Below are 20,667 nucleotides of genomic sequence, written 5' to 3'. Positions count from 1 at the left end.
TTGAAAATCAAAAATTGTTTTTGATGTTCGATGCTGTGAGTGCCCACACAGATTGCTTGATTCAAATTGTTAAAGAGCGTCACGCTTGTCGCGTTGAGGAGGCGTATATTACGCTCCTCACTTCGAAAGTCAAGCGATTGTTTTCGCTTTTCTTTCGGCGCCGGCTTCACAAGGAAGCTAGCTCATCAGTTCGGCGTGTTCCGCCGTGCTGGTAGGGGCGCATTATAGGGAGCCGCGCCGGGATGACAATAGTTTTTTTGAAGAAAATCACGAAAATTTCAAATTATTCAATTAGAAACAGCTTATTCAGTGTATATATACAAGGTTATCCACAATCCAGTAGTTCCACTCCCCTTTTAGCGTCATTTATATCGCAGCCAGAGCCCTTGGGAGTGCCATACTGGAGCCGATAACCTCTTCCGAGTGGACCATGGTAGCGCCAATCAGGAAAGCTGGTTACCATGGAGGTGAATACAGTGTTGCACCTTTTTTGCTTTCATTTACAAAAGGTCTTTTAAGATGAATTTATCCAAGTTTCCCGTCTATATGCAGGCCGCAATCCTTGCTCTGGTATTGGCAGTGGTTGGCTACCTGGTTGCCCAGGCCCTGCAATTCTCTTTGAAAGCGGAAGTCATTTTTGCAGCGGGTCTGGCAATTGGCGGTTTCGTGGTACCGCTGTTCCTGAAGCGAACCCCTGCAGATGCAAGCGAAGCGGTCGCCAATCAGGAGACTTGCACCTTATATGTAGGCAACCTGCCTTATCGTGCCAACGAGATTGCAGTGCGCGAGTTGTTTGCCGAACAGGGCCAGGTCATTTCCGTGCGGTTGATGAAGGACAAGGCAACCGGCAAGCGCAGAGGTTTCGGTTTCGTGGAGATGCCTGCCGCCGATGCCGCCAAGGCGATTGCTGCATTGAATGACAAAGAGTATCAGCAGCGCACCCTCAAGGTGCGTGAAGCGAACGACAAACGAGATAAAGAGGAGAAGGAGGGTGGCGAAGTCGAGGCTTGAGCCCTCGTCAGAATCCCACCTCTTCCAGTGATGACAGCCCCCATGCTTGCAAGGGGGCTGTCAGTTTTTGGGCCTCCCCATCCAGCCGGGTGCAATATGCCTTGGCGAGAACCCCATCCCCATCAGCCGATGGCGACTCTTCCTTCCTTTCATTAGCCAGCAGCCAGGCCACCCGTTTGGCAACAGCACTGCCGGAATCGATTAGCTGACATTGCGGCATCAGCTGCCCAATCTCTTCATTGAGTAACGGGAAGTGAGTGCAACCGAGCACCAGCGTATCCGGCTTCTCTTCTCCCTCCAGCCAGTCGGCCAATACTTCACGCAGCAACGCCATATTGACCGGCAGACCCGCCAGCTTGTGTTCGGCTTCTATTACCAGCTCGGTGGTGCCCTTGAGCAGCACCCGCTTGCCGGGAGCAAACTGGGCGATCAACTCATGGGTATAGTCGCGACTAACCGTGCCCGGAGTGGCCAGCAGACCGATACAACCGTTGCGAGTCTGTGCGGCGGCGGGCTTGATGGCAGGCACCACCCCCACGACAGGGATCTCCAGTGCCGCCCGCAGGGCAGGCAGCGCTATGGTACTGGCCGTGTTGCAGGCGATCACCACCAGATCGATCTGGTGGCGTGCCACCATGGTAGTGACCAAGCGGGAACAAGCGGCAATCAAGGCTGGCTCGCTCAATTCGCCATAGGGGAAGTTGGCATTGTCGAAGCAGTAGAAATAGTTGTGTGCCGGCAAGACGCGACGGATCTCGCGATAGATGGTCAGGCCACCCATACCGGAATCAAACACGAGAATATTGGCCACTTGAGCTCCCCTTTGCTGCAAGGCGGCGATCATACTCCCGCCTGCCGCCAATAGAAAAGGCCCTGCCAATGGCAGGGCCCCTGATTTTTCTGCTCGGCCGAAACCAGCTTAGAGCGAATAATCCATCGTCACGTAGTAAGCACGCTCATCGGCAGGGTAGCCAGCTGCCGTCTGGTAATGTTTGTCCAGCAGGTTGTTAACCTTGCCAGACACCTTGAGCGCCGGGGTTACCTTGTAGCCGACCACCAGGTTCCAGAGACTGTAACCACCCAGCGTCTGGGTGTTGGCGGTATCGCTATAGCGCTCACCCTGATAGATCCAGCTCAATGAACCATCAAACTGCTGCCACTGTGCCTGAGTCACCCACTTGGCCCCTTTGCGAGAGATCAGCTGTATCTGCTTGTCGGTCACCTTGTTTTTGGGATCCTTATACTCGGCAGAGACCCGATGGCTCAGCCAGCCGGTGTCAAACTCCCCCTCCAGCTCAATCCCTTTGATGGAGGCTTGCTCCACGTTTTGTGGCATCCAGAGGCCACTGTCATTATTAGGGTCAACCGGCGCCCACTGGATCATCTGCTCGAAGTCATTGCGATAACCGGTCATACGCCACTCAACACCGGCGGTTTGGCCGTCCAGCATCAGCTCGCTACTCTTCGACTCTTCCGGTTTCAGGTTGGGATTGCCAGAGCCCGGGTAGTAGAGGTCATTAAAGGTAGGCGCGCGGAAACCGGTACCGTAACGGGCGCTCAGGCGGTAATCCTCAACAAAGCGCCAACCTGCGCCGGTCTGCCAGGTGTTGTGGCGACCAAACTGCTCGTTGTCATCGCTACGGCCGCTCAGCTCGGCTTGCCAGGTCTGGTTGTCGAACTGGGCAAGGGCATAGAGGCCGGTGTTGTCGCGCTCTTTGGCATCGGCCGGATACGTGGAGCCGGAGGAGCGGGAGCGATCGTCCAGCATGTCGCGCTGCCAGTCCGCCCCGCCGCCAAGCGTCCACAGCTCATTCAGCTTGAGGCTGTTGACCCAGTTCAGACTGTATTGGCGGGTATAAGTCCGGTCATTGGCCTGATCGCGGCCACTGCTGTCCGGATAGTCGTAGGCATCCTGCTTGGAAAAGGCACCACGCAGCTCGCTCAGATAGCGCTCGTTGTGATAGCGGGAACCCAGCTGATAACTCTGGTTTTCGTTCCATGACTCGTTGCGTTGATGCAGGGCAGGGCCCCAGGCTGACGCCTCGGAAGAGCGATCGTACTGGGCAATATTGCGGAACCAGCGGGTTGCGCCGAACAGATCCCAGTTGCTACCCAATGCCTGCTGATAGTCGAGCATGGCGTTATAGCCACGGTGACCATGCTGGTCACCATCGTTGATACCGGGCAGGGGGTGTACGTTGTAGCCCTCTTCATCATCAAAGCCACCGGCTACCTTGAACTGACCCGCCTCGCCTATCTGCTCTGTGCTGCTGAAAGAGGCCTGACGCTGTTGATGGGAGCCAACCCCGACATTGAACTGGTGCTCGCTCGCGCCCTTGTCGGGGCGAGTGATGATGTTGATCACCCCGCCGATGGCATCGGAGCCATAGATGGTGGCGTGCGGGCCGCGAATATATTCGATCCGCTCCACCTGATTGAGCGGCAGGTTGTTGAGTTCGGTCATCCCGGCGGTCAGCGAGGCGCTACGCACCCCGTCCACCAGCACCAGCGTCTGGGAGGAGGTACCGCCACGAACCCGCAGCGAGCTCGTCTGGCCACGGCCACCATTGCTGACCACTTCCACGCCGGGCAGGGTCTTGACCACATCGGTCACGGTCTGGGCCTGCAGACGATCGATCTCGTCCCGGGTCACCACATTGACCGGCGCCAGCACACTGGAGGCAGGTTGGACGACGCGGGTGGCCGTCACCACCATGGTGGGATTGACAGGAATGGTCAGCTGCTGGGCAAATGCCGCCGTTGGCAACAGGGCCGCCGCCAGAAATTTATTCGACATGAGAGATCCTTAAGTTCGCGTAAGCATCTACTTCGTGGCCGATGTCTCTCGGCCCGAAATACGAACTTTGGCAGGTCTTCGGGCTGGGGGGCTGATGGCCTACGGCGACGGCTTCCCACCTGACGGCAGTGCCCTGATGTCGCTTCGTTCCCCCTTACCGCTGCGCGCCAGCTCCGGATTTTCACCGGATTCCCTATTAAGCATGATGCGCCAAAGCGGGAGGATTATAGGCAGGGCAGGGTTGGATGTATAGCCATCCAGATTTCTATTTACTCTTTTCCAGCGCCAGCAACCGCTCTCTCGCCCCTTCCATCACCGCCTGTACCCCGGGGTGGGAAAGCTGCCGCCCGGCCGAGACCAGATAGTAAGAGAGGGTCACCTCGGTCAGGGTCGCAATTCGCTCCACCCCGTAGAGGCGGCCAATCTCGTCGGCCATCGCCAGCGGCGCCGGGAAGATCCCCATCCCCGCCTTGCCGAACGACTTCATCAGGGTGGAGTCATCAAACTGCCCCACCAGATGGGGATGAATGCCCTGCTGGCGATACCACTCCAGCAGCCGATCGTGGGTGGCCGACTTCTCTCCGGGGATCAGCAGCGGCAACCCCTCCAGCGAAGCGGGAAAACCGTCCCGCGCCCGCGCCGCCAGCTCGGGGCTGGCAAACAGTGCCAGCGGACTGCGCCCCAGCTCATGGTTATAGGCGCGCACCCCGCTGTCGGGAGGAAGCGGGCGATCGATCAGCACCATATCCAGCTTGTGGCGGGCCAGCTCGCTGAACAGCTGCTCGGCCCGCTCCTCGTGACACACCAGCCGCAGCGGGGTCGCCAGCGCCATGGCGGGGGCCAGCAGCTCGAACGCCAGAGTACGGGGTACCGAATCGGCGATCCCCACCTGCATGGTCAACTCCTGACTGGCGTGGCGCAGGGTGTGCTCCAGCTCGGCGCCGAGCGAGAAAATAGCCCCCGCCTGCTCCTGCGCCTGCCGTCCGGCGGCGGTCAGCACCAGACGCCGCCCCACCCGGTTAAACAGCGCCACCCCGAGGGACTGCTCCAGCTCGGCCACCTGACCGCTGATGGTCTGCGGCGTAAGATGCAGCTGTTCGGCGGCCTGCGTCACGCTGCCACTGCGCGCCACATGCCAAAAGTAGTAGAGCTGTTTGTAGTTGAGCATGCCGTTCCCTATCAGTTTTTACCGAACAACCATCAGCGAGAATCTGATTTTATCGAAACATTGCGAGCTCTAGCATGCAACCATTATCTGAACTGCCCTGCGAGCCATCATGCTGGACGTCGTTGTTCTCTTCTTTCTGTTTGGTCTGCTGGCCGGTCTGGTGCACTCCGAGCTCAAACTGCCACCCGCCCTCTACGACACCCTCTCCCTCTTTTTGCTGCTGGCCATCGGCCTCAAGGGAGGCGTCGGTCTGGCCCAGCAATCCCTGCAACCTCTGCTGCCGCAACTGGCACTGGTGATCCTGCTTGGCGTGGTGCAGACACTGCTCGGCTTTGCCGTGCTGCGCCTCAAGATGAACCGGGTGGATGCCGCCGCCGCCGCCGCCCACTACGGCTCGGTCAGCGTCGCCACCTTCGCGGTCGGGGTGAACTGGCTCACCGAACGGGGCATCAGCTTCGAATCCCAGCTCTCCATCTTCCTCGCGGTGATGGAGATCCCGGCCATTCTGGTGGGCATAGTGCTGGCCCGTGGCATCAGCCGCGAAACCCGCTGGCGCATGCTGGCCCACGAGACCTTCCTTGGCAAAGGGGTGACCCTGCTGCTGGGCGGCATGGCCATCGGCTATTTGGCCGGGCCGGACGGGATTGCCCCGCTCAAACCGCTGTTTGTCGACCTGTTCAAGGGAGCGCTGGCGCTGTTCCTGCTGGAGATGGGCCTTATCGTCGCCCGCCAGTGTCAGGATCTGCGCCGTCACGGTCTGTTCCTGCTCGGCTTCGCCCTGTTGATGCCGCTCGCTTCCGCGGGACTGGGATTGGCGGCTGGCCAGCTGATGGGACTCTCCCTCGGCGGCCTGACCCTGCTGGCGACCCTGGCGGCCAGCGCCTCCTATATTGCCGTGCCTGCCACCATGCGCATCGCCGTGCCTCAGGCCAACCCGGGGCTCTCCCTCAGCGCCGTGCTGGGGGTCACCTTCCCGTTCAACATCATGCTGGGGATCCCGCTCTACCACAGCTGGGCCCGCCACTTCACGGAGTAGCCACATGCAGACCGAGACCCGCACCCTGCTGACCATCATCACGGAAGCCAATCTGGAGCCTACCCTGCTGCGCACCCTCACCCGCGAGGGGCTGCGCGGCTACACCATCACAGATGCCCGTGGCCGGGGGGATCATGGCGAGCGCAACGCCAGCTGGAGCGAGAGCGGCAACATCCGGCTGGAGGCGATCTGCAGCCGGGAGCAGGCGGAGCGGCTGCTGGCCCACCTGCAGAATCGTTACTACCCCGATTACGCCATGATCGCCTTTCTGCAACCGGTCGAAATCGTGCGACCCGAGAAATTCTGAGCCGGCTTGCCAGCTCTTTTTGTTTACCAAAAACAAACGTTTAACAACAAGGATTCAGAAAAAATGAACACCCCTCCCCTGATCGGCCTGGTAATGGGCTCCGACTCCGACTGGCCCGTGCTGCAGGCTGCCGCCCGCATCCTCAAGGAGCACGGCGTACCCTACGAGGCGCGGGTGGTCTCAGCCCATCGCACCCCGGATCTGCTGTTCGAGTATGCCGCCACTGCCCGCGAGCGCGGCCTGCGCGCCATCATCGCCGGAGCCGGTGGCGCCGCCCACCTACCGGGCATGGTCGCTGCCAAGACCACATTGCCGGTGCTGGGAGTGCCCATTCCCTCCCGCCATCTCAAAGGGATGGACTCCCTGCTCTCCATCGTGCAGATGCCTAAAGGGGTGCCGGTCGCCACCTTCGCCATCGGCGAGGCGGGGGCTGCCAACGCCGCCCTGTTTGCGGTCTCCCTGCTCTCGGTCGCGCGGGATGACGACGCCCCCCGCTACCGGCAGCAGCTCGACGACTTCCGCAACCACGAGCGAGATCGGGTGCTGGCACTGCAACTGGAGGAGCCGACATGATAGTGCCACCCGCCACCCTCGGCATGCTGGGGGGCGGCCAGCTCGGCCGCTACTTCGTGATGGCCGCCCACCGCCTCGGCTACAAGGTAGTAGTGCTTGATCCCGACCCGGCCAGCATCGCCGGGGCTGCCGCCGATCACCATATTGTCGCCCCCTATGACGACCAGACCGCCCTGCTCAATCTGGCCAGCCGCTGCGAGGCCATCAGCTGCGAGTTCGAGAACGTGCCCGCCGCCACTCTCGCCCTGCTCGAAAAACAAAAGCCGGTGCGCCCGGCCGCCAGCGCGGTGCGCATCTGTCAGGATCGCCGCGAGGAGAAAGCCTTTCTGCGCGGAGCCAACATCCCGGTTGCCCCCTATCTGGCGCTACTGCCGGAAGAGCCCATCCCCGCACAGGCCAGCGAAATCTTCCCCGCCATCCTCAAGACTGCCCGCGAGGGGTACGACGGCAAGGGACAGTGGCAGGTGAGCGATCTGGATGAGCTGGCGACGGCGCTGGCAGGCAGTGGTGTGCCCTGCGTGCTGGAGCAACGGCTGGCGCAGGAGGGGGAGTTTGCCCTTACCCTGGCCCGCAGCCAGAGCGGCGCCATCTGCGCCCTGCCGCTGGTAGAGAACTGGCACAGCGGCGGCATTCTCGATCAGACCCGCTCCCCGGCCAATGTGCCGGCGCTCGAGAGCGAAGCCAAAGAGATCGCCAAACACATCATCGCAACCCTCGATTACGTCGGGGTGCTGACGGTAGAGTTCTTTCTGGTGGAGGGACGACTGCTGGTCAACGAGCTGGCGCCCCGCCCCCACAACTCGGGCCACCCCAGCCTCGACAACGCCGCATGCAGCCAGTTCGAGCTGCAGGTGCGCACCCTCTGCGATCTGCCGCTGCCAGAGCAGATCGCCGTGCGCCCCGCCCTGTTAATCAACCTGCTGGGGGATCTCTGGCAGAACGGCACACCCGACTGGGCCGCACTGCTGGCGCTGCCCGGCCTGAATCTGCACCTCTACGGCAAGGGCGAACCCCGCCCCGGCCGCAAGATGGGCCATATCACGGTGACCGGTGACGACTGGCCAATGGTGGAGGAGACCTGCCGTCAGGCCCGCCAGCTGCTGTGGCTAGCGCCACGCTGATCGACCATCGGAAATGCAAAGACCCGGGCATGGCCCGGGTCTTTGCGATTGCTGGCAGTACGAAGGGATGACTGATCAGGCCCGTTCGGAAGTCAGAGCCACGGGGGCGGGCAGACGGATGGTGAGGGAGAGCACCAGCGCCACCACCAGCAACACCAGGATCAGGTTGAAGGTCGCCATGAAGCCGCCAAACAGGGAAGCCACGATGGAGCCGATGATGCTGCCCAGACCAAAGCCCAGATAGATGACGCCGTAGTTCTTGGTCAGGTTGTTGAGACCGAAGAAGTCGCTCACCAGCGAGGGATAGACGGTGATGGTGCCACCGAAACTGAACGCCACACAGGCCACCGCCACAAAGAACAGGTTGGCATTGAGCGGCACGAACAGCAGCAGCGCCATGCCCGCCAGGGTAATCAGCTGGGCGATGGTGATGACCCGGATGCGGGACATCTTGTCGGAGAGGATACCCAGCACCAGACGGCCACCCAGGTTGGCCATGGCGATGATGGCGACGGCGTTGGCGGCCACCACGGCGGGCAGACCCACCATCTTCTCACCGATATCCTTGGCCACGCCGATGACGTAGAGACCGCTCATGCAGGCGGTGAGGAACATCAGCGCCAGCATCCAGTATTGCGGCTTGCGCATCGCCTCGGCCAGGGTGAAGTCGCGGCTCTCGCTCTGCTGCACGGAGGCGGCCTGCTTGGGCGCATCCTTCATCAGCATGCCGCCCACCAGCACCATGGACATGGCGATCAGCCCCCACAGCTGGAAGGTGGTCTCAAGACCGTTGCTGGAAAGCAGCAGCAGGTTGATGTACTTGAAGCCAAGGCTGCCGAGGCCGTAGGCACCGATGGAGCAGGCGGAGATCAGCCCCTTGCGCTCCGGGAACCACTTCACACAGTTGGAGAGGGTCATCAGGTAACCGGTACCGTCGGCAAAACCGACCAGAATGCCAGCGCAGAGATAGAGCATCGCCAGATTGCTGGCATGGGCGGTGAGGAAGAAGCCGATGCCGAGCAGCACGCCAGCACCCAGCGTGACGTTGCGCACCCCGAACCGCTCCTGCAGCTTGCCCGCCATGGAGGAGGCAACCGCCAGCGACAGGCTGAGCAGGCCAAAGGCAAAGGCGACCTGACTCACCGGCTCGTCCAGCTTGTCGGAGAGCTGGGCGTTGAACAGGCTCCAGGTATAAACGGAACCCAGTGCAAACTGGGTGATGATGGTACCGATCAGAGTCAGGTACCGGGTACGATTCATCTCTTTGGTCATGATACGTCTCGGTCGATGGCCTTAAGGAAACTGGGGCCACTATAGACAAGACGCAGTTCGCGCCGATCGATTAAGGCATGAAATGCAGATCGGCGGGAATGAATGACAATCAGAGCCGCATCAGCTGACGGAACGCCTTGATGTTGCTGCGACTGACCGGCACCTCGAACGGCAGATCATGGAGCCGGATGAGATAGGTACTGTTGAACCAGGGGACTATTTCGCGGATCTTGTTGATGTTGACGCAGTAGGAGCGGTGGCAGCGGAAGAACCCCTCGGCAGGCAGCCGGCTGACAAACTCGCTGATGGTCATGGTCATCACATAGCGATCATCGCGGGTGTAGACATAGGTGAGCTTCTCGTCGGCTTCCGCGTAGTAGATCTGCTCGCAGGGGGTGACGATGATGCGCTCACCCTTCACCAGATTGACGGTGCGATTCTGTACTGTCCCCGGCTCGATCCCCTGCCCGACCTGCGACTTGCCCGCCTGCTCCAGCTTTTGCAGCAGGCTGATGAGGCGCGGTTCGTTGTAGGGCTTGAGGATATAGTCGAACGCCTCCAGCTCGAACGCTTCGACCGCAAACTCCTTGTAGGCGGTGACGAAGACGATGTGGGGCGGGTGACTCGACTTGTGCAGATTCTTGGCCAGCAGCAGGCCATCGATGGAGGGGATCTGGATATCGAGAAACACCACATCCACCTCGTGATCCTGCAGGTATTTGAACGCGGCCAGCCCATCTTCGAAGCTCGCCACTATCTCGATCTGACTGTGCAGCCCCACCAGATAGGCCAGCTCTTCGCGAGCCAGATACTCGTCTTCCACAATGATCGCTTTCAGCATGACAACACCTCTCGCGGTACACACTTATCCTCAACCATGATGGCTCTCAGCATGGCATCGACTCCTGATCCGGCAGATAGAAACTCACTTCAGTGCCCGGCTCCAGCCGCTTGAGGTGCAGGCCGTCGCCATAGAGCAGCTTGACCCGTTGATGCACGTTCATCAGGCCGATGCTGCGGCTCTCCACCTGACCGGCGGCGACCCCGTCGATCACCGCCTGGCTGATGCCGTAACCGGTATCGCGCACCGCCACCCGGATGCCGCCCGCCAACTGCTTCACTTCGATGGTGACCTGCCCGGGGGCACTGCGAGGCTGGATGCCGTGCAGGATGGCGTTTTCCACCAGTGGCTGCAGCAACAGGCTCGGCACCTCGACGTGAACATTATCCACATCGAGCACCACCTCCAGCTTGTCGCCGAAACGGGCCTGCTCGATGGCCACATAGTCGCGCACCTGCTGCAACTCCTCCTGAATGTCGATCAGCTCCTCCCCCTTGTTGAGGTTGTAGCGCAGATAGTCCGCCAGATTGGCGATCAGCTGGCGTGCCTGCTGGGGCCGGATGCGGATCAAGGATGAGATGGCATTGAGGGCATTGAACAGAAAGTGCGGGTTGATCTTGCTCTGCAGCGCGGAGAACTCCGCTTTGCGAGTCATCTCCTTGAGCTGTTCGATGCGTGACACCTCTATCTGGGTGGAGATGAGTTGGGAGAGGCCCACTGCCATCTCCCGCAGCGAACTGGTGATGCTGTGAGCGCGGCGATAGTAGATCTTGAGGGTGCCGCTGACGGCACCATTTTCCCGCAGCGGAATAATGATGACCGAGTGGAAATCGGAGAGGTGATACTGACGCAGATCGTTGTTGATGATGATCTGGTCGAGCAGCACTGCCTGCTGGGTCATGCCGCTGATGGCATGGTGCTCCTCCAGCTCGTAGTAATCCTTGCCCACCCCGACATAAGCCTGCACCGCACGGGTATCGGTAATGGCCACGGCATCGGCACTGATCTCGCCCCGGATCACTGCACACACCTGGCAGAGGGAGTGGCGGTCGATGTTCTGGAAGAAGGGCAGCGTCTTGTTGGCGATATCGAGCGCCAGCTTGGCCTGCTTGGCGGCAATCAGCTCCTTCTCGTCATCCAGATCCTGCACCAGCTTGATGATCAGACCGATGCAGAGCGCCCCGGCGATCATGGGGTAAGCAATATGGCTGACGATCTCGACCCCCACGGCATGGGGTTCCGTCAGTTGCCAGATGAGCAGCATGGTGAGCCCTTCACACAACATCCCCGCCAGAATGCCGTAGAGCCAGAGCCGCGACTTGCGGCAGCGCAGATGCAGCCAGGTAGCCAGCAGACCGGCGATGATGCTGGCGATGAGGCACGGAATCGAGGTGTGGCCATCCATATCGATGAGATAACGGTGCAGACCGGAGATAACCCCGGCCGGAATGCCGACCCAGGGGCCAAACAGAATGCCGCCCGAGATAATGGCAATGATCCGTACGTTGACCAGCGCCCCCTCCACCGGGATGCCGGTGTAGGTACTGAACACCGCAAACAGACAGAAGATGGTGGCGACCAGCACCCGTTCTGCCGGAGTGTGATCCTGTTTCTGGAATAGCCGCTGGAATGGCCGGGTGCGGGTCAGGAAGAACAGGGTCATCAGCATCAGCGCCGCCCGTTCGAACACTGCCAACAACATCATCTGATTTTCAAGCATCTGCGCCCCCTTGCGGCAACCCGACCGATCACTAATACCCCAACCAATAAACCGGGGCCGGATAAACCAGCCCCAGCGACATCAACAGTACTGCCCGGCCACCCAGCCGGAGGACCAGGCCCACTGGAAGTTGTAGCCACCGAGCCAACCGGTCACATCCACCACTTCACCGATGAAGTAGAGACCCGGCACCTTGCGCGCCTCCATGGTCTTGGAGGAGAGCTCGTTGGTATCGACGCCGCCCAGGGTCACTTCGGCGGTGCGATATCCCTCGGTGCCGTTGGGCAGGATCTGCCAGTCACCCAGCAGATTGGCCACCGCCTCCAGCTCACGCTCGTTGTACTGGCGCATCGGCTTGCTGACCAGCTGGCCCAGCTCCACCAGCTTGTCGACGAAGCGCTTGGGCAGCTCGCGCCCCAGCACGGTTTTCAGCTCCTGCGCCGGGTGTGCCTGTGCCCACTCGCGCAGGGCGGCCGGAATATCCAGCTCAGGCAGCAAGTTGATGTGGATCTTCTCGCCAGCGTGCCAGTAGGAGGAGATCTGCAGGATGACGGGGCCGGAAAGACCGCGGTGGGTGAACAGCATCGCCTCCTTGAAGCGGGTGCCATCCTCGGCGGTCACCGCTACCGGCAGGCTGATGCCCGCCAGATCGGCGAACGCCTCTTTCTCGGCCTGATGGAGGGTAAAGGGCACCAGACCGGCACGGGTCGGCAACACGTTGAGGCCGAACTGCTCCGCCAGCTTGAAGCCATAAGGGGTAGCCCCCAGCTTGGGCATGGAGAGTCCACCGGTCGCCACCACCAGCGAGTGGCAGCCGATCTCACCCTTGCTGGTGGTCAGCAGGAAGCCCTCGTCCTGTTTGCTGACGGTGAGAATTTCGGTCTGGAACTGCAGGGTCACCCCGGCCCAGTCGCACTCGGTGAGCAGCACATCGACGATCTCCTTGGCGCTCTCCAGACAGAACAGCTGCCCCAGGGTGCGTTCGTGATAATTGACCCCGTGGCGGTCCACCAGATCGATAAAATCCTGCTGGGTGTAGCGGGCCAGCGCCGACTTGCTGAAGTGAGGGTTGGCGCAGAGGTAAGCGTGGGCACCCGCCTGATGGTTGGTGAAGTTGCAGCGACCACCGCCACTGATGAGGATCTTGCGGCCCGGCTTCTTGGCGTTGTCGAGCACCAGCACCGAGCGGCCCCGGTAGCCCGCCTGCGCCGCACACATCAATCCGGCCGCACCGGCCCCAATCACCACCACATCGACCTGCTTCATCATCACTCACTTATCAAAAGAAAAACGGCCCCTATTGTAGAGAACCGTTATTGTCCCGGCTGCAAATCAGCTGCGTTCATTCCAACCGGTATTAAAAAAACGGCCCCTGTTGTAAGGGGCCGTTATTGTACTGGCTGAACACTAAGTGTCCATGACTATCAGGCGTTGCCGTCCATGATGCTGGCCGGAGCGCCCTTGGCCAGTTCGGCCAGCTCCTTGTCGATGAAGTAGAGGCCTTTGCCATCTTCACCGACCAGACCCAGACGGTCGACGATGCTCTTGAACAGCTTCTCCTCTTCATGCTGCTCGGCCACATACCACTGCAGGAAGTTGAAGGTAGAGTAATCCTGGGTGGTGAAGGCCACGTGGGCCAGACCATTGATGCACTTGGTAATGTGGTACTCGTGCTCCAGGGTGGTGCGGAACACGTCACCCAGCGACTTGAACTCGTGGGGAGGGGCATCGATGGCACCAAGACGCGGCATGGCACCGGTCTCGCTCACATAGGTGAACAGGCGTTCCATGTGCTGGCGCTCCTCGACCGCGTGCTGGCGCAGGAAAGTCGCCGCCCCTTCGAAGCCCTTGTCTTCACACCAGGCACTCATCTGCAGATAGAGATTGGAGGAGTAGAACTCCAGGTTAATCTGCTCGTTCAACTTCTCGATCATGGCTTGAGCCAGCATCTTGTTTCTCCTCAGTGATTTGGTATCGATTGTCGCCACACTCCGACCGCGAATCAACCCGCCAGCGAGAGGGAGATCCCGTTCCTGCCAACTCAGGGTGTCAGCTCGCCAAGGGAGACGACATCCACCGGTGCATCATAATCAACACCCGGCAACTCAAAGCCATTGAGCTGCATGAAATCCTGACGCAGTCCGGCAAAATCCCCCAGCCCATGGAAATTGTCCGGCGTCACCTTGGGCCAGAGCGCCGAGACGGCGGCCTGAATGGCCGGGTCGAGCTCATGGTCATCCATCCGGATCAGCCGGTTGCCATCGGCCACCACCCCATTGGGCCCGTACATCTTGGCGGCGAACAGCCGCTGCATCTGCTCGATGCAGCCCTCATGGACGCCGCGCTCTTTCATCACTCCCATCAGCAGGCCCAGATAGACCGGCAGCACCGGAATATAGGCGCTCGCCTTGGTCACCAGCGCCTTGCAGACCGACACCCAGGCATGACCACCGATCTCGGCCAGCTGCAAATTGATGGTCTCGGCGGTGGCGTGCAGATGCTCTTTGGCATAGCCGATGGTGCCATCCCGATAGAGAGGGTAAGTAGATTCGGGACCGATGTAGGAGTAGGCCACGGTCTGGGCACCGGGGGCGAGACAGTCGGCCTGCTGCAGCGCCTGCATCCAGAGCTGCCAATCCTCGCCGCCCATCACGGTGACGGTGTCGCGGATCTCCTCCGGGGTGGCCGCAGCCAATGACTGCTGCACCAGGGTATCCTGCTCCAGATCCAGCCCCCAGCCGCTGAACGGCTGGCCGGTGGTCTTGAGTACGGAGCGCACTTGCGTGCCGTCCGGCAGCACCCGAATGCCGCTCGCCAGCGAGTAGATCACCAGATCCACCTGCCCCAGCTGCTGGCGGATGGTATCGATAGCGCGCTGGCGCATCTCGTCAGAGAAGGCATCCCCAATCAGATTGATGGCGATGCGCCCCTCTTGCTCTGCCTCCTTGCGAAACCAGATGTTGTTGTACCAGCCGGCACTGCCCAATCCCTTGTCGGAGGGACCGCGCTCGAACGAGATGCCGATGGTATCCGCACCTGCACCAAAGGCGAGCGCAATGCGCGATGCCAACCCGAAACCGGAAGAAGCCCCCAGCACCAGCACTCGCTTGGGCCCCGCGAATGAACCGGCAGCCTTGATGCGTGCAATCTGCTGCTGCACGGCAGCACGACAACCCATGGGGTGACAGTTGCGGGCAACGCAGCCATGAATTTGTGGGCGAATGATCATGAGGCAATCTCCAAATGGGTTGGCTAGAACATAACCGCAAAGTCACAGAGTACCGCGATAACGGGGAGGTTGTCGGCAAGAAAACGAGCAGAAAAAACAAAAGGGAGCACGTGGCTCCCCAAAGCGGTATTCAGATGCTTTTTGTTGTTTTGTGTTCATTGCGAAGCACGGAGCTATCCTATGCCTCTCACTGATTACGGGCAAGCCGATGGGTGTGACCTGGTTCAAACTCCTGTTTAATTTATGGCCAAAACAGGATTGTTAACTGAGTCAATTGCAACCAGCCACCAAAAATTAAACTCGTTCAGATCCCTAAATTGTGCCCAAGGCACCATTTTAGTTTCAGCAGAGATTGGTATAGTGGGTAAAGGATCGGCAAGGAGACATCCCATGAGTGGTACAACCTATTACAAGCATATTCTGGCCGCGATCGACCTGTCGGAGGATAACCGCAAGGTGATCGACAAAGCGGTGGACAGAGCCCGTTCCAACGGAGCCAAGCTGTCGGTTATCCATGTCGATGTGGACCTCAAGGATCTCTACACCGAAATGATCGATATCGACATCGACAACGTGCAGGATCAAGTGATCGCCGAAGCGAAAGAGAAGCTGGAGGCCTTCCTCGCCTCGGTGGACTACCCCATCGAGAAGAAACTGGTGATCTGCGGCGATCTGAGCGAGCGAGTCAATCAGGCAGTCAAGGAGTACGAGATCGATCTGCTGGTATGCGGCCATCGTCAGAGCTTCTGGAGCCTGCTCACCTCGAGCGCGCGCCAGCTGATGAATACCGTGCCCTGCGATCTGCTGGTCGTCCCCTTGCAGAAGTAATGAAACCGGCGTAGTTTGATTTGCTATGAACATGACCGCATTCAATCACAACTACTGGTGGTGCTGCTCCTAAACAGGCGGCACCGCGTTTCTATCTGAGATTTCCCAAAGAAAACACCGTGACCGCCGAGAGGCGGTCAACTGTTTTCATCCCTTTGTCGCCTCCCGGCCCACCCAACTGGAGAGAGTGACATGCACAACCCCGTAATCCTGACTGGCGATCGTCCCACCGGCAAACTGCACATCGGCCACTATGTCGGCTCCCTGCGTCAGCGCGTCGAAGCCCAGCACCACTACCGTCAATTCGTGATGATCGCCGATCTGCAAGCGCTGACCGACAACGGCCACAACCCGGCCAAGGTGACCGACAACGTACTGGAGGTGATGGCAGACTATCTGGCGGTCGGCCTCGACCCGACCAAGACCACCTTCTGCCTGCAGAGCGCCCTGCCCGCCCTCGCCGAGCTGACCTGCTACTACCTCAATCTGGTCAGCGTCGCCCGGCTGGAGCGCAACCCCACCGTCAAAGCGGAGATCCAGCAGAAAGGGTTCGAACGCACGCTGCCAGCCGGTTTCCTGGTCTATCCGGTGAGCCAGGCTGCCGACATCACCGCCTTTCGCGCCAGCCACGTCCCGGTTGGGGAAGATCAACTGCCGATGCTGGAGCAGACCAACGAGATTGTCCGTCGTTTCAATACATTAGTGGGCAAAGAGGTGCTGACCGAGTGCCAGCCGATCCTGAGCGACACCGGCCGCCTGCCCGGCATCGACGGCAAGGCCAAGATGTCCAAATCCCTCGGCAACACCATCGAGCTCGGCATGTCGGCCGAAGAGGTCAAACAGGCGGTGTTCGCCATGTATACCGACCCCAACCACCTCAAGGTGAGCGATCCGGGTCAGGTGGAGGGGAATACGGTGTTCGCCTATCTGGATGCCTTCCACCCGGATAAAGATCTGGTCGCCGAGATGAAGGCCCACTACCAGCGCGGCGGGCTGGGCGACATGCGTTGCAAACAGGTGCTGAATGACTGCCTGCAGACCCTGCTCGCCCCGATGCGGGAGCGCCGCCAAGCGGCCATCGCCGACAAAAAGATGCTGCTGGAGCTGCTCTATCAGGGAACCGAGCAGTCGCGCATCATCACTGATGAAGTGCTGGCAGAGGTGAAAAACGCCATGGGACTCGACTACTTCGCCAGACTGCGTTGAGCGGGCGAGCCCAGGGCATAGTCGCCATAGAGGTCAAACACCAGCTGGTGCAACAGGCTCTTGAACCAGCTGATCGCCTCATCGTGGGCGGTCAGCGGGTGGCCCGCCATCAGGTAGACGATGGGGAGCCTGGGCTCCAGCTGATGCATCCGCAGCGGATAGTAGCGACAGAAGTGGCGCCCGATCATCTCGGGCACTACCACCAGATAGCGGCCAGTCGCCATCAACGGCGGCACCGCCATAAAACTCGGCAATCTGACCCCCAACTCCCGCTCCACCCCGAAACGGGCCAACCAGAGCTCCACCATCGCCTGACTGTGACCCCAGCTGGATGTATAGATATGAGGGCGGCTGACCAGCTCGGCCGGGGTCAACAGATCGGGCATCTCGCTACCAAGGGGGGAGAGACACACCAGCGGCTCGTGAAACCAATCCTCCCGCCACAGGCGGGATGAAAGGTGGTTGGCATCGGCAAAGCCGATCACCAGATCCAGCTCCCCCTTCTCCAGCTCCCGCTCATAGTTGCTGTTGGCCAGCTCGCACACCTCCAGCCGACAATGGGGGGCAGCCCGGAACAGCCGCTCCACCAGCACTGGCACCAGTCCGTGCTCCACCGACCCCGGCGTGGCCATGCGGAAAATCCGCCGCGCAGTGGCAGGTTCGAACCCCTTGGCCTGGCGCAACCCCTGCTCCAGCATCGCCAGCGCCTGCCGGACCGGACCGGCCAATGCCTTGGCCCGCTCGGTCGGCATCATCTCCCGTCGGCTCATCACAAACAGGGGGTCATCCAGCGCCACCCGCAACCGTCCCAGCGCATGGCTGACTGTGGATTGGGAGAGGTAGAGCCGTTCGGCGGCCCGGGTGACGTTGCGTTCCTGCATCAGCATGTCGAACACGGCGAGCAAGTTGAGATCGAGACGAGCGAGTGAGCTATCCATCGATATTAGCCATAGTTAAATGCCAACAATTCATTTTTGCCATAGTAGCAGATTACCTAGAATGCGCAGGCTAAATACGTCGGAGACTAAAATGCGTAACTATCTATTGTTGTTGGCTATCGGCCTGTTGTGGGGTTCCCAGTTCATTTTCATGCACCAAGCCGTTGCCGAGTTGCCCCCCATTCTGGTCGCAGCCGGTCGTGCCCTGTGCGGCAGCCTGATCCTGGGTCTGCTCTGCCTGTTTATGCGGCTCAAGAGTGAGCACACCCCGTGGCGCACTTATATGTTGATCGCCCTGCTGGATGCCACCATGCCCTTCATCATGGTCGCCTGGGGCCAGCAGCATGTTGATAGCGCCACCACCGCCGTGATCATGGGCTGTATCCCGTTTGTGACCATTCTGGCTGCACCGCTGTTTATTGCTGGTGAACGCATCACCAAGAGCGGTCTGCTCTCCGTCATCATCGGTTTTGCCGGTGTCCTGACCCTGTTCTGGCCAAATCTCTCCCAGGGGATGAATGCCGGTCTGCTTGGTGCCATTGGCATCCTGTTTGGCGCCAGCTGCTTTGCCATCGGTCTGTTGATGATCAAGCGCTTTGCCAAGGATCACCCGGTGATCGTTGCCCGCAATATCCTGCTTTGTGCTGCAACCCAACTGCTGATTGCTACCCCGTTTGTGACTGACCTGAGCGCGCTGACCATGCCGAGCAGCCAGGCGCTGAGCTCCATGATTGTGCTGGGGACCCTCTGTACCGGTCTGGTTTACTTCCTTTACATGGCGCTGATCCAGCGGGCTGGCCCGACGTTCGCCTCCCTCAGCAACTATCTGGTGCCGCTGTTTGGCGTGATGCTGGGTGCAGTGCTCCTCGGTGAACAGGTCAAGCCGACCACTGGCGTTGCACTGGCCCTGATCCTCGGCTCGGTCGCCATGAACCAGTGGGCACAGCAACGTCGTCAGCAGCGGGAGGCGGCCCTATGTCAGGCATCCTGACCATCCTCTGCGGTGGTCTGGTACTGATTGCCGGCTGGCAATATCGCCAGCGCCTGGCAGGCATGCTGGGGCTGTTGATGGTACTGCTGCCCTGGTTATTCGATAGCAAGCTGCAAGCCATGCTGAGCTATGCCGTGAATGCCTGAACACCCTTTTCTGATTGTGTGACGAGAGCTCATCTCAACTCTCTTTGGGACTGTTTTAAAAACCTCCGATTTGTCCCCCGCTACCGGCGCTCTGCGCCGGTTTTTTTATCCCTGCCAGCCCGCGTCAGAGCAGATAGCGATAGCTGAGCCGCTCGTTCTTGCGCGGGCCGGTGATCTGCCAGCTCAGCAGAAAACCGCTGTCATTTTCGGTCAGCTCGGCGCGATAGTGATCGGCGCTGCACAAATGTGGCTCGGCAGTTAGCCAGCGGCCATCCCCTTGCGGCAACAGTTCAAACAGCTCGACCGGCTGCTCATAACGCAGATGAGAGAGGTGGATCCCCCGCTCGCTGCGCTGCCACCAGAAACGGTTGTGCATGGTGAGCGCCCGGCCATGGGGCGTGGTGTAGCGCCCCTGCTCGCTGAAGAGCCAGCCACCACAGTGATCGGTCACCACTACCTCCCCCTCACCACGGCCATTCCAGTCGGTCGCGGACCCTTCACCATTGCTGGCGGTGAAGCCAAATGCTCCGACCTGTGGCAATCGCGCCCATAAACGCTGGATTGCCGCTTCCATCTCGGCCATCATAGCCCCCTTAAAATTGACAACTGATGACAAATCAACCACATGAACTACTTGATAGGGGTCACCCTGCTCTGGTCATTCTCTTTTAGCCTGATCGGGGTCTACCTCGCTGGCCAGGTGGATGCCTACTTCTCGGTGCTGACCCGCATCGCCCTTGCCACTCTGGTATTTCTCCCCTTCCTGCGCCGCCGCTGGCTGCGCCGGGACCTGGTGGCCAAGCTGATGACGCTCGGCGCCATCCAGCTTGGCATCATGTATCTCTTCTACTACCACTCTTTCCTACTGCTGACGGTGCCGGAAGTGCTGGTCTTTACCATCTTCACCCCCATCTACGTCACCCTGCTCCACGATCTGCTGGAAGGGCGCTTCAAGCCGGCCTATCTGTGGGGCGCCCTGCTGGCGGTACTCGGCGCCGCCGTCATCCGCTTCGACGGACTGACCGAAAGCTATGTACTTGGATTTCTGGTGGTACAGGGGGCCAACCTCTGTTTCGCCCTGGGTCAGGTGGGCTACAAGGTACTGCTGGCACGGGAGGCGGAGCAACCGCCCCAGTTGGCCGTGTTCGGCTGCTTCTATCTGGGGGCACTGGTGATCGCCCTGCCTGCCTGGTGGTTGCTGGGCCAACCGCAATATCCGACCAGCGGAGTGCAGTGGGGCATTCTGTTGTGGTTGGGGATAGGCGCTTCCGGCCTCGGCTACTTCCTGTGGAACAAGGGGGCAACGCTGGTCAGCAGCGGGGTGCTCGCCATCATGAACAATGCGCTCATTCCGGCCGGATTGCTGGTCAATCTGCTGCTATGGGGCAAGGATACCGACTTGACCAGATTGACCATCGGCGGCCTGCTGATGCTGGCCTCGCTCTGGGTCTGCCAGCGTCACAAGAGCAGCCAGCGCTGATCC

At 60.2% G+C, this 20,667-nt stretch carries 21 protein-coding genes and 1 riboswitch; of the genes, 10 read left to right on the top strand and 11 right to left on the bottom strand.

Annotation, left to right across the window (positions count from 1 at the left end; translation table 11 throughout):
• Positions 1 to 519 precede the first annotated feature (519 nt).
• Complete coding sequence (locus ACE1BR_RS08185) at positions 520 to 1,011, top strand: RNA recognition motif domain-containing protein (protein WP_374869232.1); 492 nt, start codon at positions 520 to 522, stop codon at positions 1,009 to 1,011.
• A 7-nt stretch (positions 1,012 to 1,018) separates the two neighbouring features.
• On the opposite strand, the gene murI is transcribed toward ACE1BR_RS08185, so the two are convergent.
• From murI to nhaR, 3 genes are all read right to left on the bottom strand, one after another.
• Positions 1,019 to 1,822 (bottom strand): glutamate racemase, encoded by an 804-nt coding sequence (gene murI, locus ACE1BR_RS08180; protein WP_374869230.1) that lies wholly within the window; start codon positions 1,820 to 1,822, stop codon positions 1,019 to 1,021.
• A 108-nt stretch (positions 1,823 to 1,930) separates the two neighbouring features.
• Entirely contained in the window at positions 1,931 to 3,808 is a 1,878-nt protein-coding gene (locus tag ACE1BR_RS08175) for a TonB-dependent receptor domain-containing protein (RefSeq protein ID WP_374869228.1), read from the bottom strand.
• Between the two features lie 51 nt (positions 3,809 to 3,859).
• Positions 3,860 to 4,038, bottom strand: a riboswitch (cobalamin riboswitch).
• Positions 4,039 to 4,073: 35 nt separating this feature from the next.
• Positions 4,074 to 4,976, bottom strand: a complete 903-nt coding sequence (gene nhaR, locus ACE1BR_RS08170) for a transcriptional activator NhaR (protein WP_374869227.1) — start codon at positions 4,974 to 4,976, stop codon at positions 4,074 to 4,076.
• Between the two features lie 109 nt (positions 4,977 to 5,085).
• Between nhaR and ACE1BR_RS08165 the strand changes: the two genes are divergently transcribed.
• The 4 genes from ACE1BR_RS08165 to ACE1BR_RS08150 all read left to right on the top strand — a co-directional run bounded on the left by ACE1BR_RS08165 (position 5,086) and on the right by ACE1BR_RS08150 (position 8,013).
• Positions 5,086 to 6,012, top strand: a complete 927-nt coding sequence (locus tag ACE1BR_RS08165; RefSeq protein WP_374869225.1) for a sodium-dependent bicarbonate transport family permease — start codon at positions 5,086 to 5,088, stop codon at positions 6,010 to 6,012.
• 4 nt (positions 6,013 to 6,016) lie between these two features.
• A complete protein-coding gene (locus ACE1BR_RS08160) occupies positions 6,017 to 6,319 on the top strand; it encodes a P-II family nitrogen regulator (protein ID WP_374869223.1) in 303 nt (100 codons plus the stop codon).
• Between the two features lie 63 nt (positions 6,320 to 6,382).
• Positions 6,383 to 6,892: a 5-(carboxyamino)imidazole ribonucleotide mutase gene (gene purE / locus ACE1BR_RS08155; RefSeq protein ID WP_374869221.1), complete on the top strand. Its 510-nt coding sequence runs from the start codon at positions 6,383 to 6,385 to the stop codon at positions 6,890 to 6,892.
• Positions 6,889 to 8,013, top strand: a complete 1,125-nt coding sequence (locus ACE1BR_RS08150) for a 5-(carboxyamino)imidazole ribonucleotide synthase (protein ID WP_374869219.1) — start codon at positions 6,889 to 6,891, stop codon at positions 8,011 to 8,013. Before purE ends, ACE1BR_RS08150 begins: the two co-directional genes overlap by 4 nt.
• Before the next feature lie 75 nt (positions 8,014 to 8,088).
• On the opposite strand, the gene ACE1BR_RS08145 is transcribed toward ACE1BR_RS08150, so the two are convergent.
• The 6 genes from ACE1BR_RS08145 to fabV form a co-directional block, all read right to left on the bottom strand.
• Entirely contained in the window at positions 8,089 to 9,285 is a 1,197-nt protein-coding gene (locus ACE1BR_RS08145) for an MFS transporter (protein WP_374869217.1), read from the bottom strand.
• Positions 9,286 to 9,394: 109 nt separating this feature from the next.
• On the bottom strand, positions 9,395 to 10,126 hold the full coding sequence (locus ACE1BR_RS08140; RefSeq protein WP_374869215.1) for a LytR/AlgR family response regulator transcription factor: 732 nt from the start codon (positions 10,124 to 10,126) through the stop codon (positions 9,395 to 9,397).
• Positions 10,127 to 10,172: 46 nt separating this feature from the next.
• The gene (locus tag ACE1BR_RS08135; protein WP_374869213.1) at positions 10,173 to 11,846 is read right to left on the bottom strand and encodes a LytS/YhcK type 5TM receptor domain-containing protein; all 1,674 of its coding nucleotides are present in this window, start codon (positions 11,844 to 11,846) and stop codon (positions 10,173 to 10,175) included.
• Positions 11,847 to 11,927: 81 nt separating this feature from the next.
• Entirely contained in the window at positions 11,928 to 13,112 is a 1,185-nt protein-coding gene (locus ACE1BR_RS08130) for an NAD(P)/FAD-dependent oxidoreductase (RefSeq protein ID WP_374869211.1), read from the bottom strand.
• A 158-nt stretch (positions 13,113 to 13,270) separates the two neighbouring features.
• Positions 13,271 to 13,795: a non-heme ferritin gene (gene ftnA / locus ACE1BR_RS08125; RefSeq protein ID WP_111808883.1), complete on the bottom strand. Its 525-nt coding sequence runs from the start codon at positions 13,793 to 13,795 to the stop codon at positions 13,271 to 13,273.
• 92 nt (positions 13,796 to 13,887) lie between these two features.
• Positions 13,888 to 15,075: an enoyl-ACP reductase FabV gene (gene fabV / locus ACE1BR_RS08120; RefSeq protein WP_374869209.1), complete on the bottom strand. Its 1,188-nt coding sequence runs from the start codon at positions 15,073 to 15,075 to the stop codon at positions 13,888 to 13,890.
• Positions 15,076 to 15,465: 390 nt separating this feature from the next.
• Here fabV and ACE1BR_RS08115 point away from each other — a divergent pair, with 390 nt between their 5' ends.
• Together ACE1BR_RS08115 and trpS are read left to right on the top strand one after the other, a co-directional pair.
• Positions 15,466 to 15,903 carry a universal stress protein gene (locus ACE1BR_RS08115; RefSeq protein WP_005339229.1) on the top strand — a complete coding sequence of 146 codons (438 nt, stop codon included), beginning with the start codon at positions 15,466 to 15,468 and terminating at the stop codon, positions 15,901 to 15,903.
• Positions 15,904 to 16,095: 192 nt separating this feature from the next.
• Positions 16,096 to 17,109, top strand: a complete 1,014-nt coding sequence (gene trpS, locus ACE1BR_RS08110; protein ID WP_374869207.1) for a tryptophan--tRNA ligase — start codon at positions 16,096 to 16,098, stop codon at positions 17,107 to 17,109.
• Here trpS and ACE1BR_RS08105 read toward each other — a convergent pair.
• Positions 17,088 to 18,047 (bottom strand): LysR substrate-binding domain-containing protein, encoded by a 960-nt coding sequence (locus ACE1BR_RS08105; protein WP_374869205.1) that lies wholly within the window; start codon positions 18,045 to 18,047, stop codon positions 17,088 to 17,090. The genes trpS and ACE1BR_RS08105 overlap by 22 nt on opposite strands.
• 91 nt (positions 18,048 to 18,138) lie before the next feature.
• Here ACE1BR_RS08105 and ACE1BR_RS08100 point away from each other — a divergent pair, with 91 nt between their 5' ends.
• Both ACE1BR_RS08100 and ACE1BR_RS08095 read left to right on the top strand, forming a co-directional pair.
• The gene (locus ACE1BR_RS08100) at positions 18,139 to 19,038 is read left to right on the top strand and encodes a DMT family transporter (RefSeq protein ID WP_374869203.1); all 900 of its coding nucleotides are present in this window, start codon (positions 18,139 to 18,141) and stop codon (positions 19,036 to 19,038) included.
• Complete coding sequence (locus ACE1BR_RS08095; RefSeq protein WP_374869201.1) at positions 19,023 to 19,184, top strand: hypothetical protein; 162 nt, start codon at positions 19,023 to 19,025, stop codon at positions 19,182 to 19,184. Before ACE1BR_RS08100 ends, ACE1BR_RS08095 begins: the two co-directional genes overlap by 16 nt.
• A gap of 124 nt (positions 19,185 to 19,308) precedes the next feature.
• Here the strand turns inward: ACE1BR_RS08095 and ACE1BR_RS08090 are convergent, their stop codons facing one another.
• Positions 19,309 to 19,767 carry a DUF6314 family protein gene (locus tag ACE1BR_RS08090; RefSeq protein WP_374869199.1) on the bottom strand — a complete coding sequence of 153 codons (459 nt, stop codon included), beginning with the start codon at positions 19,765 to 19,767 and terminating at the stop codon, positions 19,309 to 19,311.
• A 42-nt stretch (positions 19,768 to 19,809) separates the two neighbouring features.
• Between ACE1BR_RS08090 and ACE1BR_RS08085 the strand changes: the two genes are divergently transcribed.
• The gene (locus ACE1BR_RS08085) at positions 19,810 to 20,664 is read left to right on the top strand and encodes a carboxylate/amino acid/amine transporter (protein WP_374869197.1); all 855 of its coding nucleotides are present in this window, start codon (positions 19,810 to 19,812) and stop codon (positions 20,662 to 20,664) included.
• Positions 20,665 to 20,667 lie beyond the last annotated feature (3 nt).

The organism is Aeromonas sp. MdU4, assembly GCF_041929505.1.
GTDB lineage: Bacteria > Pseudomonadota > Gammaproteobacteria > Enterobacterales > Aeromonadaceae > Aeromonas.
Note: the sequence above shows the minus strand (reverse complement) of the source record. Positions and strands in the feature narration are given on the sequence as shown.

What these genes read in the sequence shown, in the direction of transcription:
- ACE1BR_RS08105 (WP_374869205.1), bottom strand. Translation starts at nt 18,047, where the DNA reads ATGGATAGCTCACTCGCTCGTCTCGATCTCAACTTGCTCGCCGTGTTC.
- ACE1BR_RS08100 (WP_374869203.1), top strand. Translation starts at nt 18,139, where the DNA reads ATGCGTAACTATCTATTGTTGTTGGCTATCGGCCTGTTGTGGGGTTCC.
- fabV (WP_374869209.1), bottom strand. Translation starts at nt 15,075, where the DNA reads ATGATCATTCGCCCACAAATTCATGGCTGCGTTGCCCGCAACTGTCAC.
- ACE1BR_RS08175 (WP_374869228.1), bottom strand. Translation starts at nt 3,808, where the DNA reads ATGTCGAATAAATTTCTGGCGGCGGCCCTGTTGCCAACGGCGGCATTT.
- ACE1BR_RS08185 (WP_374869232.1), top strand. Translation starts at nt 520, where the DNA reads ATGAATTTATCCAAGTTTCCCGTCTATATGCAGGCCGCAATCCTTGCT.
- ACE1BR_RS08160 (WP_374869223.1), top strand. Translation starts at nt 6,017, where the DNA reads ATGCAGACCGAGACCCGCACCCTGCTGACCATCATCACGGAAGCCAAT.
- ACE1BR_RS08130 (WP_374869211.1), bottom strand. Translation starts at nt 13,112, where the DNA reads ATGAAGCAGGTCGATGTGGTGGTGATTGGGGCCGGTGCGGCCGGATTG.
- ACE1BR_RS08145 (WP_374869217.1), bottom strand. Translation starts at nt 9,285, where the DNA reads ATGACCAAAGAGATGAATCGTACCCGGTACCTGACTCTGATCGGTACC.
- ACE1BR_RS08085 (WP_374869197.1), top strand. Translation starts at nt 19,810, where the DNA reads ATGAACTACTTGATAGGGGTCACCCTGCTCTGGTCATTCTCTTTTAGC.
- trpS (WP_374869207.1), top strand. Translation starts at nt 16,096, where the DNA reads ATGCACAACCCCGTAATCCTGACTGGCGATCGTCCCACCGGCAAACTG.
- ACE1BR_RS08135 (WP_374869213.1), bottom strand. Translation starts at nt 11,846, where the DNA reads ATGCTTGAAAATCAGATGATGTTGTTGGCAGTGTTCGAACGGGCGGCG.
- ACE1BR_RS08090 (WP_374869199.1), bottom strand. Translation starts at nt 19,767, where the DNA reads ATGGCCGAGATGGAAGCGGCAATCCAGCGTTTATGGGCGCGATTGCCA.
- ACE1BR_RS08150 (WP_374869219.1), top strand. Translation starts at nt 6,889, where the DNA reads ATGATAGTGCCACCCGCCACCCTCGGCATGCTGGGGGGCGGCCAGCTC.
- nhaR (WP_374869227.1), bottom strand. Translation starts at nt 4,976, where the DNA reads ATGCTCAACTACAAACAGCTCTACTACTTTTGGCATGTGGCGCGCAGT.
- purE (WP_374869221.1), top strand. Translation starts at nt 6,383, where the DNA reads ATGAACACCCCTCCCCTGATCGGCCTGGTAATGGGCTCCGACTCCGAC.
- ftnA (WP_111808883.1), bottom strand. Translation starts at nt 13,795, where the DNA reads ATGCTGGCTCAAGCCATGATCGAGAAGTTGAACGAGCAGATTAACCTG.
- ACE1BR_RS08140 (WP_374869215.1), bottom strand. Translation starts at nt 10,126, where the DNA reads ATGCTGAAAGCGATCATTGTGGAAGACGAGTATCTGGCTCGCGAAGAG.
- ACE1BR_RS08165 (WP_374869225.1), top strand. Translation starts at nt 5,086, where the DNA reads ATGCTGGACGTCGTTGTTCTCTTCTTTCTGTTTGGTCTGCTGGCCGGT.
- ACE1BR_RS08095 (WP_374869201.1), top strand. Translation starts at nt 19,023, where the DNA reads ATGTCAGGCATCCTGACCATCCTCTGCGGTGGTCTGGTACTGATTGCC.
- ACE1BR_RS08115 (WP_005339229.1), top strand. Translation starts at nt 15,466, where the DNA reads ATGAGTGGTACAACCTATTACAAGCATATTCTGGCCGCGATCGACCTG.